Origin of the sequence: Actinoplanes nipponensis (assembly GCF_016862275.1) — a bacterium.
Taxonomy (GTDB): Bacteria; Actinomycetota; Actinomycetes; order Mycobacteriales; family Micromonosporaceae; genus Actinoplanes; species Actinoplanes nipponensis.
The window spans coordinates 234,929-253,464 of the sequence record NZ_BOMQ01000053.1 but is presented as its reverse complement, the minus strand read 5'-3'; the positions used below and the strand labels follow the sequence as shown (position 1 = coordinate 253,464).

The following is an 18,536-nucleotide window of genomic DNA, read 5'->3' as shown; positions in this document are numbered from 1 at the left end:
CGCCCGCCGCGGCCGCGTTCTACCGGGCCACCCCGGCCGACCCGCTGGGCGTGGTGCGGCGCCGGATGATCCAGTCCAGCCGGGAGCGGGTCACCAACATCGAGGACGACCTGCTCGACCCGGAGGCCGCGCCGGCCGACATGCGGGTGGTCGGGGACGGCGCGCTGCTGGCCAGCCTGTCCAAGGCCACCGGCCGGGGCATGCGCGACATCGTGGCCACCATCCAGCGCGAGCAGGACGACGCGATCCGCTCCCCCGCCTCCGGCGTGACGATCGTCACCGGCGGCCCGGGCACCGGCAAGACCGCCGTGGCGCTGCACCGCGCGGCGTACCTGCTCTATTCCGACCGCAGCCGGTTCGCCGGCGGCGGCATCCTCGTGGTCGGCCCCTCGGGGGTCTTCGTCGACTACATCGCCACGGTGCTGCCGTCGCTGGGCGAGGACACGGCGACGCTGCGCTCGCTCGGCTCGCTGGTCGCCGGGTACGACGCCACCCGCACCGACCCCACCGCGGTGGCCGCGCTCAAGGGTTCGCTGCGGATGCGTCGGGTGCTGGAGCGCGCGTCGCACGACGCGGTGCCGGGCGCCCCGACCGAGCTCCGGCTGCTCTACCGGGGTGCGCTGCTGCGCCTGGACGCCGCCGACCTGGAGCGGATCCGGCGCCGGGCGCTGCCCCGGGGCGCCCGGCGCAACGAGGTCCGCGGCACCGGCTTCGACCGGGTCTTCGACGCGCTGTGGGCGCAGGCCAAGGGCTCGGTGAAGAACCTGCCGGAGAAGCCGGAGTTCGAGTCGGAGCTGGCCGACCGCACGGACTTCCGGGACTTCCTGCGCGCCTGGTGGCCGCGGTTCACCCCGATGCGGGTGCTGCGCTGGCTGGCCGAGCCGGCCCGGCTGCGCGGCTACGCCAACGGGCTGCTGTCGCGCGAGGAGATCGCCCTGCTCCAGGGCTCGTTCGACGGCCTGGCCGAGCACGGGCCGACGATCGCCGACGTGGCGCTGCTGGACGAGCTGGACGAGCTGATGGGCCGCCCGCGGCAGCCGGCGAAGAAGAACCGCGGCAACCCGTTCCACGTACGCGACGGGGTGCAGGAGGTCAGCACGTTCGCCGACCGGCAGTCGCTGTCGCGCGCGCAGGTGGTCCGGGACGAGGACTACCGCGACTACGCCCACGTGGTCGTGGACGAGGCGCAGGACGTGACGCCGATGCAGTGGCGGATGATCGGCCGGCGCGGCGCGTACGCGTCCTGGACGATCGTCGGCGACCCGGCGCAGACCGCCTGGTCGGGCGATCCGGAGGAGCTGGACCGGGCCCGGGACCGGGCGCTGGGCTCGCGCCGGCGCAACACGTACTCGCTGACCACCAACTACCGCAACTCCTCGGAGATCTTCGCGGTCGCGGCCCGGGTGATCCGCACGATCATGCCGGATCTGCCGCTGCCCTCGGCGGTGCGCAGCACCGGCGTGGAGCCGGTCGACCTGCTGGTCGGCGCGGGGCAGCTGCCCGAGGCGGTGCGCGAGGCGGCCGAGAAGCACCTGGCCGACGTCGACGGCACGATCGGCGTGATCACGCCGGTGCTGCGCCGCGACGAGCTGGCCGGGTGGGTGGCCGGGCTGCCCGAGCGGGTCCAGGTGGTCACCGCGCTGCAGGCCAAGGGCATGGAGTACGACGCGGTGGTGCTGGTCGAGCCGGCCGAGATCGCGGTCGACGCCAGCGGCACCCGGACCCTGTACGTGGCCCTGTCGCGGGCCACCCAGCGCCTGACGACGGTGGGGACCCGCGACTGGCACGGTGCGGCTCGTTAGGGGCGCTTGACGCCCACGGCGGTGTACGGGGTCTCCGGGGTCGGTGGTGTGGTGAAGCGGGCGTTCGGCAGGTAGAGGTGCCGGCCGTACTCGGCGATGGTGGTGGGCACGTCGAAGCGCGGGTCGGTCGTGCGGCTCACCACCGTGCCCCGGCCCGCGTGCCGGTCGAGCTGGATCCGGGTGATCACGTTGAGCCGGTTCTGCACCACGTAGAGCGTGCGGCCGCGCAGCCAGAGGCCGTCGCCGTTGAGCACGTTCTCGCCGCCGAGGTCGATCTCGGTGGTCCGGCCGGAGTACGAGACGCGGAACAGCTTGCCGGTGTTGGACTGCACGATGATCAGTCCGCGGCGGTCCGGCGTGGGCGCGATGCCGTTCGCGTTGTTGCCGGTGGTGTAGGCGATGTCGCCGGTCAGCGGCACCCGCACGGCCTCGGCGGGCAGCCGGCCGGACCGCCCGAGCGGCAGCTTGAACAGCACCGGGTTGGTGGAGTCGGTGTACCAGGCGGCGCCCCCGGTGAGCGTCACGTCGTTGATGAACGACGGGACGGTCTGCAGGGTGTAGGACCTGAGCACCGCCCCGGTGGCGGCGTCGATCACGCGGGCGTTGCCGCCGTTGCCGCCGGCGACGAAGAGCCGTCCCCGGTCGTCGATCTTGAGGCCGAGCGACTGGGTGCCGGGGCCCTGGCTGATCACCTCGCCGCGGCCGGTGCGCAGGCTGGCGCGGTAGATGTCCCCGTCGACCCGGGAGCCGAAGTACGCGTACGGGGCCCGGCCGATCGCGATGCCCTCGGGCTGGAAGCCGTCGGGCAGCTGGATCGTGGACTGCAGCGGGGCGCGGTGCGTGGCCTCGGCGGGCGCGGCGCCGAGCACCACGGCGAGCGCCGCCGTGGTGACGAGCGCGAGAGTGCGTCTGGACAAGGGTGGTTCCTTCCAGGCGGGAGCGGTCTGTCGTCTGTCTGTACCCGCGCAGGGTCGATCACGTTCAAGTTGCATACATAGCGATGTGAACATATATTGGCCGAGGCCCGGTGCGGCGACGGAAGGTGGGCTCATGGGAGCCGGACACGACCACGGAGGCCAGGCGCTGCGCGCCGGCGCGGCGCACCGCGGCCGGCTGTGGTGGGCGGCCGGGCTGCTGGCCGCGTTCATGCTCGTCGAGGGGGCCACCGCCCTGCTCACCGGTTCCCTGGCGCTGCTCTCCGACGCCGGGCACATGTTCACCGACGTGCTCGGCATCGCGATGGCCCTGGCCGCGATCCACGCCGCCGGCCGGGCCGCCACCGACTCCCAGCGCACCTTCGGGCTCTACCGGCTCGAGGTGCTGGCCGCGCTGGCCAACGCCCTGCTGCTCACCGGCGTCGCGATCTACGTGCTGATCGAGGCGGTGCGGCGCTTCGCCGACCCCCCGCCGGTGCCGGCCGGGCCGATGCTGATCGTGGCCACCGGCGGCCTGCTGATCAACATCGTCGCCTTCCTGCTGCTGCGGTCCGGGGCCCGGGAGAGCATCAACGTGCGCGGGGCGTACCTGGAGGTGGTCGGTGACCTGCTGGGCTCGGCCGGCGTCATCGTCGCGGCCGGGATCATCGCGATCACCGGCTGGTCGTACGCGGACCCGATCGTCGCCGTCCTGGTGGCCCTGATGATCCTGCCCCGCACCTTCGCCCTGGGCCGCGCCGCGGTCCGCATCCTCGTGCAGGCCGCCCCCGAGCGCCTGGACGTGGGTGAGGTCCGCAGCCGGCTCGCCGCCGTGCCGGGCGTCTGCGACGTGCACGATCTGCACGTTTGGACGCTCACCTCGGGCATGGACGTGGCGTCGGCGCACCTTAGCCTGGAGCCGTCCGCCGAGCTAGGCACGGTGCTCGCCACCGCCCGCGAGGCGCTGCACGAGGACTTCGCCATCGATCACGCCACGCTGCAGGTCGAGCCGGTCGGCGCGGGCGGCCGCTGCACCCCGGCGGGCTGGTAGCAACCCCGCCGAACCGGCCCGGAGCGGCGGCTCCCTTCCTGGACTCCCTCAGAAGCAGACCCCGGAGGCGACAACCATGACCCCGACCGTCATCCATCAGCCCCGGGTGGCCTGGGACGCCGCGCGCGCGTTCGTCCGGATGGCCGGCGGCCCCGGCTTCGACGCGTACGCCGGCCGGGTGCTCGCCCGGCTCGGCCCCGAGATGTACGGGGAGCTGGCCGGCACCCGCCGGCGCCTGCTCGCGGCCTCGGTGGAGAGCGGCGACCGCTTCGCCGCCGACGTCGAGGCCGGCCGGTGGCGGGTCCGCCTGGAGGACCTGCTGCGCTCCGACCCGTCCCTGATCGCCCCGGTCCGCGAGCTGACCGAGGCCGCCGCCCGCTGACCGGCCGCCCTTATTCGGCGATCACGCCCGCGGCGTCTGCCCTTCCGCAAGACTGTGCCCATGAGCCACAAAGGCGTCATGGTGTTCGTGCCTGCGCCCCAGCTGACCGTGACGCTCGAGCAGCAGCACGACAAGTCCGAGCTGCACGTGCACCCGGGCGGCCAGGGCGTCTGGCAGGCCCGGATGATCACATTGCTGGGCGCGCAGGTCACCCTCTGCTCGGCCACCGGCGGCGAGGTCGGGCGGGTGCTGGAACCCCTGCTGAAGTTCCACGGCGTGACGCTGAAGACCATCAAGCGCGACTCCGGCACCGGCTGGTACGTGCACGACCGGCGCAGCGGCAAGCGGGAGGAGCTGGGCGAGGACCCCGGCCAGCCGTTGTCGCGGCACGAGATGGACGAGCTCTACAGCCTCGCCCTGGCCGAGGGCCTGCGCGCGGGCATCGCGGTGCTCAGCGGGCCCGCCCACCCCTCCGTCGTGCCCGCCGACATCTACCGCCGGCTCGCCACCGACCTGGGCGCCAACGGCTGCAAGGTCATCGTCGACCTGTCGGCGGCGCACCTGACCGCCGCCCTGGAGGCGCGCCCGCACGTCGTCAAGGTCAGCCACGAGGAGCTGATCCGCGACGGCATGGTCAAGGACGGCACCACCGAGTCGCTGACCCGGGCCCTGCACAAGCTGCACGCCGACGGGGCCCGGACCGCGCTGGTGTCGCGGGCCGACGAGGGGGCGCTCGCCCTGATCGACGACCGGGTGTACGAGGTGGACATGCCGAAGATGGTGGCCGCCGAGTCGCGCGGGGCCGGCGACTCGATGACCGCCGGGGTGGCCGCGGTCCTCGCCCAGGGCGGGACGTTGTGTGACGCCGTACGCACGGGCGCCGCCGCCGGCGCCCTGAACGTGACCCGCCACGGGCTCGGCACCGGGCGCATCGACGCCGTGCAGGTGCTGACGGAGCGGGTGAGACTGACGCCCGTCGACGCGAAGGTGCCGGTATGACCCCACGGATCCTGATCACCAACGACGACGGGATCGACGCGCCGGGGCTCCGGCACCTGGCCCGGGCGGCCGCCCGCCAGGGTCTGGACATCGTGATCGCCGCGCCGCTGACCGAGGCCAGCGGCACCAGCGCCGCGATCACGGCCGTCGAGAAGAACGGCAAGATCGTGGTGTCGCAGCGGGAACTGCCCGGGGTGCGCAACGTGCCCGCGTACGCGGTCGCCGCCTCCCCTGCCTTCATCGTGCTGCTCGCCCTCCGCGGCGCCTTCGGGCCGCCGCCGGAGATCGTGCTCTCCGGCATCAACCGCGGCGCGAACGCGGGCGCGGCCGTCGTGCACTCCGGCACGGTCGGCGCGACCCTGACGGCCTCGCACGCCGGGCTGCACGGCCTGGCCATCTCCCTGGACGTGCTGTCCCCGGCCAACGGCACCGCGGCCAGCGGCGGCCAGGCGGTCGCCGACCTGGAACACGCCGACGACGAGAACCGGCACTGGGACAGCGCGGCCACGCTGGCGATGAAGCTGCTGCCCACGCTGACCCATACGCCGCCCGGCACGGTGCTCAACCTCAACGTGCCCGACCTGCACGTGGACGGCATCCGCGGGCTGCGCCGGGCCACGCTGGCCAGATTCGGTCAGGTGCAGATGAGCATCGCCGAGGCCGGCGAGGGCTTCGTGCGGACCGCGGTGCAGGCCGCCGACGAGCCGCTCGAACCCGGCACCGACCTGGCCGCGCTAGCCGACGGCTTCGCCGTGGTCACCCCGATCCGCTCGCCGGCCGAGGCCACCGACGTCAAGATCAACCTCGAGTCGATCGTGGTGCAGACCCCGGCGATCTGACTTCCTTTCCGATCTTTACCGGTACGCCCCCGGCCGGCACCAACCGCACCACCGCGCCGGAGACTCGCGGCGTTCGAGGTCCGTGCCGGGTCGAGGCCGAGGGATCCGCTGCCGGGCGGAGACCGGTCCCCCGCTACCGGCGCGCCCCCGCCGGCCGGCGGGCGCGACCTGCCGGACGACGGCGCAGCGGCCCGCCCGGCGGCCGATTCCCCGGCCCGAACCCGGCACGGGCCTCAAACGCTGCCTGCCTCCGGCCCCGACCATGCGGTTGGGGTGCCCCGGGACGCGTACCGGAAGGTCTTCAGTTGATCGAGGGCTCGGGCAGGTGGACGCCGTCGACCAGCCGCCAGAGGTCCAGCGCGACGGCCGCGCTGCGCGGGCGGTCCTCGGGCCGCTTGGCCATGCAGGCGCGGACCAGGTCGCGCAGCGGCGGCGGCAGGCCGGGGATGGCCAGGACCGGCGTCGGCGCCAGGTGGCCGACCCGGCCGGCGGCCAGGATCACGGCCGCGATGGCCGGCGGGTACGGCGAGCGGCCGGTCAGCATCTCGTAGAGCAGCACCCCGAGCGTGTAGACGTCGTCGGCGGGCCGGGCGAACGCCGTCTTGGGGTGCGAGGGCAGCGCCCGGTCGTCGGGGCGGGCCACGCCGCGGCGGATCACCACCGGGTGCGCGCCGGTGTCGTCGGCGCGGACCGCGGCCGTGGCCAGGCCGAAGTCAATGATCTTGATGCCGGCCGGGCTGACCATCACGTTGCGCGCGGTCAGGTCGCGGTGCACCACGCCCCGGCGGTGCGCCACGGCCAGCACGTCGGCGGCCGTGGCGGCGATCCGGACGGCCTCCGGCCACTCCAGGCGGCCCCGGGACAGCCGCTCGGTCAGCGGCACCCCGGCCAGCAGCTCGAGCACCACGTACGGCACCACGCTGCCGTCGGGGAGCGGGGCCTCGCCGTACTCGAAGACCCTCGGCACGCTCGGGTGCCGCAGCCGGTCGGTGATCAGGGCCTCGCGCCGCACGTCCTCGCGCGCCTGCGGATCGTCGGCCAGGCTCGGGGCCAGCACCTTCACCGCGAGCTTGCGGCCCTGCCGGGCATCGACCGCCGAGTAGACGGTGGAGACGCCACCCTGGCCGATGGCGCCGATCAGCACGTATCGCCGGAGGATGGCGGTGCCCATCGGAAGTTTCGCCACGCAGGGCACTATCCCCTAGAGCCGCGCACCCGGACAAGCCGCCTCAGGAAGGCTTAAACCCCATGATCACTCGCGGTCAGGCGCCGGACACGAGCGGCTGATGCGCCGGCTCGTCGCAATCGGCGCACGGCTCCGGCGCGCCGAACAGGCCCAGCAGCCCGGTCACCCAGAGCTGGCGGTGGGCGAAGCGGCTGGGGCGGGTGACGACCAGCTTCACGCCGCTGACGCCGGCCAGCTGGAAGGCCGCCACCAGGGCACTGATGCCCACGGAGTCGATGAAGGTCACCCCGTGCATGTCGAGCTCGATGCGCTCCGGACGGCCGGCGGCGAGCTGCGCCGCCACCGCGTCCTTGACCTCGTACGCGTTCTCGACGTCGATCTCACCGGCCGGTGAGATCTCCACCACCCCCGCGGGGAGTGTCGACGTCGTTATCGACAGCGTCACGCCACTACCTCCACCCGCCCGGGGTGCCCCGGGCGTCTTCTCCTCTGCACGACGTCGGCCCATACCTGATGCCGCCGTCGTCGGGGGCCGCGTTGACTACCCCCGTCGGGTTCGGTGAAACTGCTCGAACCGTAGTGCGTGAACCTGGCAGGCACCTGTGTGCCCCGTGTGAACCGACGCAAGCGTACCCAGCGATGTCCACCGCTTTACCCGACGTGACGCTGTCCACATCCGACCGACCCCGGCTGTTCACCGGCACGTTTGCTTTTCGTGGCGCTTGGGCACGCTGACGGAGTCGACCCACCCGCCGGCACCGGCGATCGCAGGAGGTACCGAGAAGATGCTCTCTCGTAAGAACACTGCCGAGCGCACAGCCGCGCAGGCCTGGGACTACCTGTCGTCCGCGATGGCGGGCGCCGGCGAGAGCGCCAAGGACGCCGGCAAGCACACCGCCGATCTCGCGAGCGCGAAGGCCGCGGCCGCGACGGCCACCGCGGCCAAGCTCGCCGACAAGGCCGGCAAGCAGGGCGGCAAGCTCGCCGACCGGGCCGGCCGGAAGAGCGGCAAGCTGGCCGACAAGGCCGCCGCCAAGCTCGCCGAGGTCAGCGACGAGGCGTACGCGCGGGCCAACCTGGCCGCCAACGCCCTGGCCGGCCGCAAGCCCGGGCTGCCCTGGGGCGTGATCGTGGGCGTCGGCCTGCTCGGTGTGGCACTGGGCTGGGTCGCCGCGACGACGGCCCGCGCCGCGATCGAGCGCCAGGCCGAGAACGAGCAGTTGGAGCTCGCGGAGTCGGACACCGTGGTCGTCACCACGCCGACCTACGAGAACTGACCACCCGGGCGGCCGCCGGGGCCCGGCGGCCGCTGCCGGGAGGTGTCGTGAATCTGTACAGTTGGCCCCGGCTCAACGCTGGGGCTCAGGTCCGCATCATCCGTCCGTGGCAACACCCGAGTAGATAAGGTCCGCTGGTGCTCAGTTCGGGAAGTCTCCTGGACAACCGCTACCGGTTGGACGAGCGCATCGCCACGGGTGGCATGGGTGACGTGTGGCGTGGCACCGACGTGGTGCTCGGCCGCACGATCGCGGTGAAGGTCCTGCGCACGGCAATGCTGACGGATCCGGAGTTCGCCGCCCGCTTCTACGGCGAGGCGCGGATGATGGCCGCCTTCCGGCACCCCGGCGTGGTCGAGGTCTACGACTACAGCGCCGGCGACGCCAACGACGAGGACAACTGCGCCTACCTGGTGATGGCGTACGTGGACGGCGAGCCGCTCTCGGCCCGGCTCAAGGAGCAGGGCCGGCTGGGGGTCGCCGAGACCATGTCGATCGTGGCGCAGGCGGCCGACGCCCTGCACGCCGCCCACGAGAACGGCACCGTGCACCGCGACGTCAAGCCGGGCAACCTGATCGTCAAGCCCAACGGCACGGTGATCCTGGTCGACTTCGGCGTGGCCCGCTCGGCCGCCGTGACCAGCGTGACCGGCCTGAACGCGATCGTCGGGACCGCCCTCTACATGGCCCCCGAGCAGGTGGCCAAGGGCAACGTCACCCCCGCCACCGACGTGTACGCGCTGGGCGCGGTCGCGTACCACTGCCTGGCCGGGCACCCGCCGTTCGACGGCGACAACGCCCTGCAGGTGGCGCTGCGCCACCTGGAGGACGACCCCGAGCCGCTGCCGGAGACCACGGTGCCGCCGGCCGTCCGCGAGCTGATCAGCCGGGCCATGGCCAAGCAGCCGGAGGACCGCTTCGCCAACGCCGCGGAGTTCGCCGCGGCCGCCCTGGCCGCCGCCGGCACCCTCGACTGGCGGGCGCAGACGGGCACCTCGCTCACCGGCACGACGCTGCGCCGCCCGATGATGGGCGGCCCCGCGACGACCGGCACCACCCTGGGCGGCGCCGGCCTGGCCGCCGCGGGCCTGGGCGGCGCCGGGATGGCCGGAGCGGGGCCGGGCCGGACCGGCACGTCGCTGAGCGGGACGTCGCTGACCCGGCCGATGAGCCCGGCCGCCCCCGGCCGCACCATGCCCGGCCAGCGCAACCTCCTGGAGGCCGCGCCCCCGCCGCAGGCGCTGCCCCGCAAGCGCGGCCGCACCCGGAACGAGCTCGTCGTCCTGTTCACCGTGATCGGCCTGTTCCTCCTGGCCGGCGGCCTGGCCCTGGCGATCGCCCTGCAGAACGGCAACGCCGACGCCAACCAGCAGCCGGGCGGCGTGGTGCCGGCCGAGTCGACGGCGGCCACCGACGACAGCGAGGAACCGGTCGAGCCGACCGCGACCACGCCGACGGTGCGGCCGAACAACCCGGGCAACATCCCGCCCCCCAAGGTCAGCAAGTCGCCGACCCCGAGCAAGTCGCCGTCGCCGTCGGCGTCGAAGTCCACGTCGCCGAGTCCGGACCCGTCGACGTCCGAGCCCCAGACGGAGCCGACGACGACCACCCCGGCACCGGACCCGACCACGACGCCGCCCGAGGGCGGCGGCGGCGGGGAGAACGGCGGCGGCACCGGCACCGGTACGGGCTGACCGGCGGGCGCATTCGGGGGCCGGCCGGGTAGTCCTCAGGTCCCGGTGGGGCGCGCCGATGGGAAGGGCTCTGGCAGGGCACTGCTCCCGAGCCGCCACCGGAAAGGCCCCGCATGACCACTCAGGTTCCCCCCGGCCCCGAGAACGCGGTCTCGCCGCAGGACCCCCATCCTCAGTTCGCGATGGGTTACGCCCAGTACCCGCCGGTCCACCACGAGCCGGCGCCCTACCGCCCCGCGGCTTTCGCCCCGGCCCAGCGCGACGCTCACCATCACGCGGCCCACCATGACGCGGCCCAGCGCGACGCGGCCCAGCGCGACGCCGCCCAGCGCGACGCCGCCCAGCAGCCGATCTCCGCGCCGCCCGCCGCCTACCCCACCGGCGGCTACCCGGGCGGCTACCCGCCGGTCAGCTACCCGCAGCAGGGCGCCCCCGGCTACCCGGAGCCCGTACCGTATCCGCAGCCCGGAGCGGCCGCCCCCGCACCGGGCGCGTACCCCACCACCCCGCCCTGGGCCACCCCGGCGCCCCCGGCCGCCGGGCCCGCACCGGCGCCCGGCCGGCCGGCGCTGCCGCACGGCGGCCTGCTGGTTCCCTACCCCGACGAGATGCAGCACGCCTCGCGGGCCCAGGCCCCCGCGGTCTGGCCGGTCGCCGTGTTCACGCTGCTGTTCGGCATTCTCGGGGCCGTCTCCGCCAAGCGCCGCGCCGCCCAGGCCCGGCGCGGGCGCAACAGCGCCGCCCCGTACTGGATCGCCTTCCTGGCCTCGGCCGTGGCCGGCGCGTTCTGCTGGTTCGTCGTCGCCGCCGTGCTGGTCGGCCCGGTGCTCACCGGGATCCAGGAGAACCAGCGCCTCGAGGCCGTGCAGCGCAACGTGGTCGGTGACGGGCAGCTGCGGGACGCCCACATCACCGCCACCGCGGCGCAGTGCCGGGCGGTCACCGAACGCAACCCCGACGGGATGCGGGACTACATGTGCCGGCTGACCCTGGCGGACGGGCACACCGCCACGCTCGCGCTGACCGCGGACGAGTCCGGCCAGTGGCATTCCGGGCCGGGGCGCTGAGCCCCCGCTGAAGCTTCCCGGCCGCGGTAGTGGCCGGCCGGGAGGGGGTGGGTGGGCCGTCGTGGTGTTCCGGGGGGAATACCACGACGGCCCTCTGCCGGTCAGAAGACCGGGACGCCCGCGCGGACCAGCCGCCAGTTCGGCACGAAGAAGTCGGCCGGGTTGATCTGGCCCTTGGCCTGGGCCCAGTCGATCAGCAGCTGGCGGATCTCCTGCTGGGCGTTGTAGACCTGCGTCTTCACGATGCCCGGGAAGTTGCCGCCGCCGCTGCGCCGGTAGTTGTTCACCGCCACCACGAACTGGGCGTCCGCCGCCACCGCGACCCCGGCGATCTCCAGCCGGGTGATCCGGTCGCCGACCGGGCGGCTGATGTCGATGTCGTAGTCGACGCCGGAGAACACGTCGTAGTTGTAGTCCGGCACCGCCGGGTCGTTGATCGTCGCCGGGTCCGGCGTGGCGCCCACCGGCAGCGTCACGAAGTACTTGGCCGAATACTCCAGGTACGCCTTCACCTCGGCGCCGGTCAGCACGACCGCCTCGAGCGTGTTGTCGTAGATGTACAGCCCGGCCACGTCCTTGATCTTGACGTTGCCCTGCGGGAACACCGCGGTGCGGCTGAACGGCGCGGCGATCGACAGCACCGGCAGCGACGCGTACTGCGTGCCGGCCAGCGCGGCGGTCACCGTGTCGGTCTGCACCTTGTTGATGAAGTCCAGGATCGGCGTGTCCTTGTACCGCGACTCGGCCGCGGACAGCTCCACCGTGGAGGCGGCGACGACCTGGTTGACGTAGGTGACCGTCTTGGCGTGCTGCGCGCGCACGGCGGCCAGCACCTTCGGGTCCTCGGTCACCGTGTTGGTGTTGAGCAGGTCGGACTTCTTCTCGGTGATGACCCAGCGGCCGCGGTCGCGGGTGAGCGTGAAGTCCATCCGGCTGAGCCGCTGGCCCCACTTCGACGGCTCGGTCAGCAGCACCTGCGCGCCGGTCTCGGCGTTGGTGACGAACCGCTGCGGCACGTTGGCGTGCGCGTGGCCGAACAGGATCGCGTCGATGCCGGGCACCTGCTCGGCGATCAGCGCGCTCGGGTTCTCGTTCGGCAGCTCGGGGCCGTAGCTGGAGGTGCCGCTGTCGCCGCCGTGCGCCGAGATCAGCACGATGTCGGCGCCGCGGGCCCGCATGACCGGCACCCACTTCGCGGCCGTGGCGACCATGTCGGCGAAGGTGAGCTTGCCCTCCACGTTGCCCTTGTCCCAGATGGCCACGCCCGGGTTGGTCAGGCCGAGGATGCCGACGCGCAGGCACGGCGCGCCGGGCCCGAGGGAGACCTTCTTGATCACGTACGGCGTGAAGGCCGGCCGCCCGGTCCGGGCGTCGAGCGCGTTCGCGGCCAGCGCCGGGAACCCGAGCTGGCGGATCCACAGGTTCAGCAGCGGCAGGCCGTAGTTGAACTCGTGATTGCCCAGCGTGACGGCGTCGTAGTGCAGCACGTTCATGGCCCGGGCCATCGGGTGCTTCTCACCGGTCGTGGTGATCGGCTCCTGCTTGGCGTAGTAGGTGGCCAGCGGGGTGCCCTGGATGGTGTCACCGGCGTCCAGCACCAGCGTGGCCTTGCCCCGGCGCTCGGTGCGGATCTGGTTGACCAGCGCGGCGAGCTTGGCGACACCGACGTCGTTGTGCGCGCTGTCGTCGTACTCCAGGTCCTTGTAGTAGTCCCAGTTGTAGACGTTGCCGTGCGTGTCGGAGGTGCCGAGCACGGTCAGGTCGTACGTCTTCGGGGTGTGGCCGTGACCGGAACGCGTCGCGGGAGCGGCGCCGGCCGCGTCACCGAGAACCAGCGGAGCGGCAGCACCGGCAGCGGCGGCGGCGAGCACACCGCGCCGGGAGACGCCTGCGGGAAGGGTCATCAGGAACCTTTCGAAGGGAAGAGTGCGCGGCGCCTCGTGAGCGCCCCCGAGGCACCATAACCGCCGATGCATTCCCAGGCGAGAGCCGCCGCGAGACCGTGACGTGTCACCCGAGGGTGAGGGCGAGCAGGCCACGGTCCAGGCCCACCATCAGGACGTCGCCGACGTACCGGCAGGCCAGCGCGCGATGATGCACCGGGATGGACCGCAGCGCCCGGCCGGTGGCCGGATCCCACAACCGCACCGTCCGGTCGAGGCTCGCCGACGCCAGCAGGGCCCGGCCGCCGGCCGTCACCGGACACACCCCCGTCACCGGCGCCGTGTGGCCGGTGAGCACCCCGGCCGGCGCGCCGTCCTCGGGACTCCACAGCCGGATCGTGCGGTCGGCGCCCGCCGAGACCAGCACGTCGCGGCCGCCGGCCGAGAGCCCGGTCAGCGCGTTCACCGCGTCGTGGTGCCCGTGGCGTTCCCACAGCAGCTCGCCGCCGGGATCCCACAGCCTGATCGTGCCGTTCTTGTCGGCCGAGACCAGCAGCTCCCGGCCGTCGTGGCGGACCGCGGTCAGGGCGGTCACCCAGTTGGCGTGGCCCAGCAGCGGGCGCGCCCCGTCCTGGTGGATGTCCCACACGCGCACGATGAGGTCGTCGGCCCCCGAGACCAGCAGCGGCCCGACGGCGCACACCGCGTTGACCCGCTCGTGGTGCTCCTTGAGCTCCTTGAACAGCTCGCCGCTGTCCACGTCCCACACCCGGACCGCGCGGTCCTCGCTGGAGACGGCGATCAGGTGCAGCTCCTCGTCGGCCAGCGCGCACACGTCGGTGACCGTGGTGCCGTGGGTGGACAGGTCGAGTCGCTGCTCACCGGTCGCCGGCTCCCAGAGGCGGACGGTCCCGTCGCTGCCGGTGGTCGCGACGAGGGGTCCGGCGGCTGACGGCACCTCGGCCAGGGCGGCCACCGCGCCCAACCGGCCGCCGTCCATCACCGCCTCCGCCCGGCCGGTGGCCGCGTCCCAGAGCCGTACGGTGCCGTCGTCCCCGGCCGTGGCCAGCAGGTTCCGCTCGCCGACGGGCAGCTCGCAGATCGCCCGGATCCAGCTCGCGTAGCCCTCGATCGGCGGTCGCTCGGTGCCGGTGGTCATGTCCCACAGCCGGATGATGCCGTCCTCGGCGGTCGCGGCGAGCAGCACGGCGCCGTCGGCCTCGAGCGTGCAGAGGTCCGTCAGCGGACCGGCGCCGGTGTCGAAGACGGCCACCTCCCGCCGCGCCCGCGGGTCCCAGACCCGCACCGTGCCGTCGTAACCCGCCGACGCCAGCAGGTCACCCACCGGGCACAGCGTCGACACCCAGCCGGCATGACCGGTGAGCACCGCGTACGGCCCGCCGGTGACCGGATGCCACAGCCGGACGGTGCCGTCGTAGCCGGTGGAGGCGACGTGCTCCCCCACCCGGCAGACCGCCGTGACCCAGCCGGTGTGCCCGTGCAGGGTGTGCACCGGCGTTCCGGTCACCGGGTCCCACAGCCGCACCGTGCGGTCGTCGCCGGCCGAGGCGAGCAGCTCCCGCCCGTCGCCCAGCGGCACCGCGCAGAGGTTGCGCACCCAGTCCCGATGACCGGTGAGCGTGTGCACCAGCTGGCAGGTGCGCGGATCCCAGAGCTTCACGGTGGTGTCGTGGCTGGCGGTGGCGAGCAGCGACACGTCACCGGCGCGGACCGCGGCCAGCCCTTGGATGCAGTCGGCGTGGCAGTCGATGACGTGCTCGGTCTGGCTGGTGAGCGGGTCCCACAGGCGCACCGTGCCGTCCTCGCCCGCGGAGGCCAGCAGGCTGCGCCCGTCCACCGGCACGGCGGCCACGTCGTAGACGGCGTCGGAGTGCCCCTCCAGCACGGTCCGTTCCAGCCGTCGTGGCGCCCGGGCCCAGCGGGCCGCGTACGGCGGAGCGACGTGCGGGCGCAGGTCGCTGGCCAGGCCGTCGAGCTTCTCCACCACCGAGAACAGCGCCGCGCGTTCCAGCGCCGGCGCCTGCAGGGCCTGCGGGGTGCGCTGCAGGAGTTGCGCGCGGGCGCTGCCCAGCTCGGTCCGCGCGGTGTCGGCGGCCGGCAGCAACCGGTCGAGGTGGGCGTACAGCAGGTAGTCGTCCTCGGCGAGCAGCTCGTCGACCAGGCCGGCCCGGGCGGCGTGTTGCGGCAGCGACCGCAGCAGATAGTCGGGCACCGCCGACCAGCCGGTGCGCCGGGCGTAGCCGAGCCAGGCGGCGAACAGCGCCCGCTCGTCGTCCCGGCGGCCGGTCAGCAACGCCTCGTTGAGCGCCTGGTGGAACAGCCTGTACGTCGGGGTGCTGGTCGCGCTGCTCTCCACGAGGAAGTTCGCCGCCGACGTCCGCGCGAAGAAGGCCAGTTCCTCCTCTGTGACGTGGCCGCCGAGCGCCTCCACGGCGACCCGCCAGAGGGAGACGGGCAGCCCGGGTGTCGCCGCGTGGGCCAGCGCGGTGAGCGCCAGCCGCGCCGGCGTCCACCCGGCGGACGGCAGCCCGTCGACGTAACCGTCCAGGGCGTCGGCCACCGTCGCGGCGAACGACACGGCGCCCGGATCGACGGGCTGCTCGTCCTGCAGCCCACGGGCCCGGGCCACCAGCCCCGCGACCAGGAAGTTCCGCTCCGAGAGGGCGGCGATGCGGCGCGCGACCGGCGCGGCGACGCGCTCGTCGGCGTACGGGTTGCCCGCCCGCTCGGCGCCGGTCAGCGTCGCCAGCGCGTAGTCGGCCAGGTCCGACTCGGCGAAGTACTCGGGCCCGTCCAGGTCGATGACCTCGGCGGCGGCGCCGAACTCGGCCAGCAGGTCACCGTTGTCGTCGGCCCGGCGGGTGCCCACCACCACCTGCACGCCGAGCGGGGCGAGGTTGCGGGTCAGCGGCAGCACCACCTCGGTGATCAGCCTGCGGGCCTGGCCCGGCGACGCGGCCTCGTCCAGCGCGTCGATCAGCAGGTTGAACCGGGCGGGACGGCGCGTCAGCCGGCTGCGGAGCGCGGGCATCACGTCGGCCGGATCGGCGGGCAGCCCGGCCCCGGCGGCCCGGGCGATCTCGGTGGCGATCTCCAGGGCGTTCTTGCCCTTGGCGTGCACGGCGCAGGAGACCGAGCCGACCGTCGCGGACTCGGCGGTGTCGGTCGCCGGCAGGCCGGCGTGCACCGCCGGGTCGGAGGTGGTGACGATCCGGCCCAGCACGGCGGACTTGCCGACGCCGGGTGAGCCGGTCACCAGCAGGGTGCGGCCCTGGGCGACGGGGGCGTCCAACCACGCCTTGATCGTCCGCAGCGCCGCCGTCCGGCCCCGGAACCGGGAACCGCGCTCGGTGTGCACGGCGACGCCGCGGGCCCGGGGCAGCCAGTGGCGTTCGGCCTCGTCGTCGCCGGCCAGCGCCCATCCCCAGGCGGCCAGCGCCGCGTCGTCGGCGTCGCCCACCTGCCACTCGGCCAGCACCGACAGCTTGAGCTCCGGCAGCTGGTCGTCGGCGTGGTGCAGGGTCAGGGCGTGACCGTCGCCGTTGCCCGCCGCGACGATCAGACCGACGACCGCCTCGTACTCGGGCGACCAGAGCGCGCCGCCGCTGTAGCCCTGCTTCAGCCCGGGCGGTGCGGCGTTGTCCACATGGATCAGGCCGTAGCCCAGGGGATCACCGATGCGGCCCGCGGCGGATCCGCCGTGCTCGGCGTGGCCGGGAAAGCCGAACGCCCACCAGGCCCGGCCGGTCAGCTCGGCCGGCGGGATGCAGCGCAGCCGGGCCGGCCGGACCTGCGCCGGCACGGCCTCGGCCAGCTCCAGCAGCGCGACGTCGACGTTCTTGTCGGCCATGCCGTCGTGGGTCAGCCGGGCCCGGCGCCGGACCCCGTAGCCGACACCCGGCGCCTTGGGAAAGGCCACCCAGACGTCGGGGCGCGTCGACTCGCCGGTGCGCATCACGTGGGCACAGGTCAGCACCTGGTTGCGGTCGATGACCACCCCGGTGCCCAGCGGCGCGGCGTCGGTCTCGGTGGCATGGATCGCCACGGTCCAGGAGTCCGCGGGCGCACTGGTCATGGGCGGTCCCGGTCAGCCCCGGCGGTCGGACGGGCGCGGCTGCCAGATCATGGTGACCTCGAAGTTCGCCTCGGTCGCGGCCTTGGCGACCACCCAGTTGGCGGTGCCGGTGACCTTGATACCGAACTTGACCTCGACCGCGTCGGGCGCCATCTCCTCCACCTGGGCGAGCAGCTCACGGGCGGCGGCCAGGGCCGGACCGGCGGACTCCCTGATCGTGCCGGCGATGTCGCCCGCGCCCGCCGGGCGGAAGCCCTCCACCGGCTCGATCTCGAACTGGGCCACCGTCTCGTCATCGACCCGATAGCGGACGACCTCGGTCGACATCGGCGCGCGCCTCCAAGAAAGATCAAATGGTCGCCGGGAAAAGCGCCGCAGGCAATGTCGCACGGGCCACGGAAGAGAGCAATACACGGTTTCAAGATCGCCCATTACGGAATGCGAACACGCGTGCGAACCGCACCCCGCGGCCAGGATTCCCGAAGATCACATTACCGATCGGTGTCGGATATCCGAATCCCCACAGTCGACCTTGCGGGGCGTGCCCCGCCTCGGCAGAATCGCTCCCATCGCCCGGTCCATTGTGATCATGCACACCTGAGGAGCGCACCGATGTCGGACGACCGGCTCAAACTCGTCGAGACGTGCGCGCTGCTGATCCTGCTGAAAGAGGGGCAGGAGATCGCCAACGCCGACCTCAAGAACGAGCGCGGCCTGGAGCTCAAGCGCGACAGCCGGGAACGCCTCGTCAAGCGCGGGCTGGTCGAGGTCCGCAAGGAGGGCCAACGGCTCTTCCTCAACCTCAGCGACGAGGGCTGGCGCACGGCGCTGGAGGTCATCGGCAGCGAGCCGCCGCCCCGCGCGGGCTTCGCCGGCGCCACCATCTACGCGCAGGTGGACGCGGTGCGGCGCTACCTGCAGGCGTCCCACCTGGCACTTTCCGACTTCTACGCGCCGCCGGGCGACGTGGAGCCGGCCCCCGCGACCGGCACGGAGCCGACCACCGACGAGGTCGTCGCGCAGATCCGCAAGGCCTACGACGGCATCGCGCAGGCGCCGGGCGACGCCGTGAAGCTGGTCCGGATCCGCGCGGCGCTGCCCGGCGACATCAGCGTGGCCCGGGTCGACGAGGCCCTGACGGTGATGAACCGCGGCGCCGACGTGCGGATCTTCGCCGAGGCCAACCAGAAGACCCTCACCGATGCGGACAGAGCGGCGGCGGTCACCATCGGAAACCAGGACAAGCATCTCATCGTCATCAAATGATCAGCGACGACGAGCGAAGAGCGCTCACGGCGCTGCGCTTCAATTGGGCGCCCACCGCGGACGACGTGTGGCGACATTCC

At 73.5% G+C, this 18,536-nt stretch carries 15 protein-coding genes; 9 read left to right on the top strand and 6 right to left on the bottom strand.

Features of this window, described 5'->3' with window-relative positions; all coding sequences use genetic code 11:
• The coding region (locus Ani05nite_RS22800; protein ID WP_203771203.1) for a HelD family protein at nt 1-1,802 on the top strand (1,802 nt) is incomplete at its 5' end.
• Here the strand turns inward: Ani05nite_RS22800 and Ani05nite_RS22795 are convergent.
• Nucleotides 1,799-2,719 (bottom strand): SMP-30/gluconolactonase/LRE family protein, encoded by a 921-nt coding sequence (locus Ani05nite_RS22795; RefSeq protein ID WP_203771201.1) that lies wholly within the window; start codon nt 2,717-2,719, stop codon nt 1,799-1,801. The genes Ani05nite_RS22800 and Ani05nite_RS22795 overlap by 4 nt on opposite strands.
• 133 nt (nt 2,720-2,852) lie before the next feature.
• On the opposite strand from Ani05nite_RS22795, the gene Ani05nite_RS22790 reads away from it, so the two are divergent.
• From Ani05nite_RS22790 to surE, 4 genes are all read left to right on the top strand, one after another.
• Nucleotides 2,853-3,767, top strand: a complete 915-nt coding sequence (locus tag Ani05nite_RS22790) for a cation diffusion facilitator family transporter (RefSeq protein ID WP_203771199.1) — start codon at nt 2,853-2,855, stop codon at nt 3,765-3,767.
• A 76-nt stretch (nt 3,768-3,843) separates the two neighbouring features.
• Complete coding sequence (locus Ani05nite_RS22785) at nt 3,844-4,149, top strand: hypothetical protein (RefSeq protein ID WP_203771197.1); 306 nt, start codon at nt 3,844-3,846, stop codon at nt 4,147-4,149.
• A 60-nt stretch (nt 4,150-4,209) separates the two neighbouring features.
• A complete protein-coding gene (locus Ani05nite_RS22780; RefSeq protein WP_239130500.1) occupies nt 4,210-5,148 on the top strand; it encodes a 1-phosphofructokinase family hexose kinase in 939 nt (312 codons plus the stop codon).
• Nucleotides 5,145-5,987 carry a 5'/3'-nucleotidase SurE gene (surE, locus tag Ani05nite_RS22775; RefSeq protein ID WP_203771195.1) on the top strand — a complete coding sequence of 281 codons (843 nt, stop codon included), beginning with the start codon at nt 5,145-5,147 and terminating at the stop codon, nt 5,985-5,987. Before Ani05nite_RS22780 ends, surE begins: the two co-directional genes overlap by 4 nt.
• A 301-nt stretch (nt 5,988-6,288) precedes the next feature.
• Here surE and Ani05nite_RS22770 read toward each other — a convergent pair whose 3' ends face one another.
• Complete coding sequence (locus Ani05nite_RS22770; RefSeq protein ID WP_203771193.1) at nt 6,289-7,173, bottom strand: serine/threonine-protein kinase; 885 nt, start codon at nt 7,171-7,173, stop codon at nt 6,289-6,291.
• A gap of 76 nt (nt 7,174-7,249) precedes the next feature.
• Complete coding sequence (locus Ani05nite_RS22765; RefSeq protein ID WP_203771191.1) at nt 7,250-7,618, bottom strand: STAS domain-containing protein; 369 nt, start codon at nt 7,616-7,618, stop codon at nt 7,250-7,252.
• 340 nt (nt 7,619-7,958) lie between these two features.
• Between Ani05nite_RS22765 and Ani05nite_RS22760 the strand changes: the two genes are divergently transcribed.
• The 3 genes from Ani05nite_RS22760 to Ani05nite_RS22750 all read left to right on the top strand — a co-directional run bounded on the left by Ani05nite_RS22760 (nt 7,959) and on the right by Ani05nite_RS22750 (nt 11,211).
• On the top strand, nt 7,959-8,450 hold the full coding sequence (locus Ani05nite_RS22760; protein ID WP_203771189.1) for a hypothetical protein: 492 nt from the start codon (nt 7,959-7,961) through the stop codon (nt 8,448-8,450).
• Nucleotides 8,451-8,587: 137 nt separating this feature from the next.
• Nucleotides 8,588-10,144 (top strand): serine/threonine-protein kinase, encoded by a 1,557-nt coding sequence (locus Ani05nite_RS22755; RefSeq protein ID WP_203771187.1) that lies wholly within the window; start codon nt 8,588-8,590, stop codon nt 10,142-10,144.
• A 113-nt stretch (nt 10,145-10,257) separates the two neighbouring features.
• Complete coding sequence (locus tag Ani05nite_RS22750) at nt 10,258-11,211, top strand: hypothetical protein (RefSeq protein WP_203771185.1); 954 nt, start codon at nt 10,258-10,260, stop codon at nt 11,209-11,211.
• Nucleotides 11,212-11,312: 101 nt separating this feature from the next.
• On the opposite strand, the gene Ani05nite_RS22745 is transcribed toward Ani05nite_RS22750, so the two are convergent.
• The 3 genes from Ani05nite_RS22745 to Ani05nite_RS22735 form a co-directional block, all read right to left on the bottom strand.
• A complete protein-coding gene (locus Ani05nite_RS22745) occupies nt 11,313-13,115 on the bottom strand; it encodes a bifunctional metallophosphatase/5'-nucleotidase (protein ID WP_203771183.1) in 1,803 nt (600 codons plus the stop codon).
• 106 nt (nt 13,116-13,221) lie between these two features.
• Complete coding sequence (locus Ani05nite_RS22740; RefSeq protein WP_203771180.1) at nt 13,222-17,190, bottom strand: trypsin-like peptidase domain-containing protein; 3,969 nt, start codon at nt 17,188-17,190, stop codon at nt 13,222-13,224.
• Nucleotides 17,191-17,202: 12 nt separating this feature from the next.
• A complete protein-coding gene (locus Ani05nite_RS22735; protein ID WP_203771178.1) occupies nt 17,203-17,517 on the bottom strand; it encodes a CU044_2847 family protein in 315 nt (104 codons plus the stop codon).
• Nucleotides 17,518-17,802: 285 nt separating this feature from the next.
• Here Ani05nite_RS22735 and Ani05nite_RS22730 point away from each other — a divergent pair, with 285 nt between their 5' ends.
• Nucleotides 17,803-18,456 (top strand): hypothetical protein, encoded by a 654-nt coding sequence (locus Ani05nite_RS22730; protein ID WP_203771176.1) that lies wholly within the window; start codon nt 17,803-17,805, stop codon nt 18,454-18,456.
• The last annotated feature ends 80 nt before the right edge of the window (nt 18,457-18,536 follow it).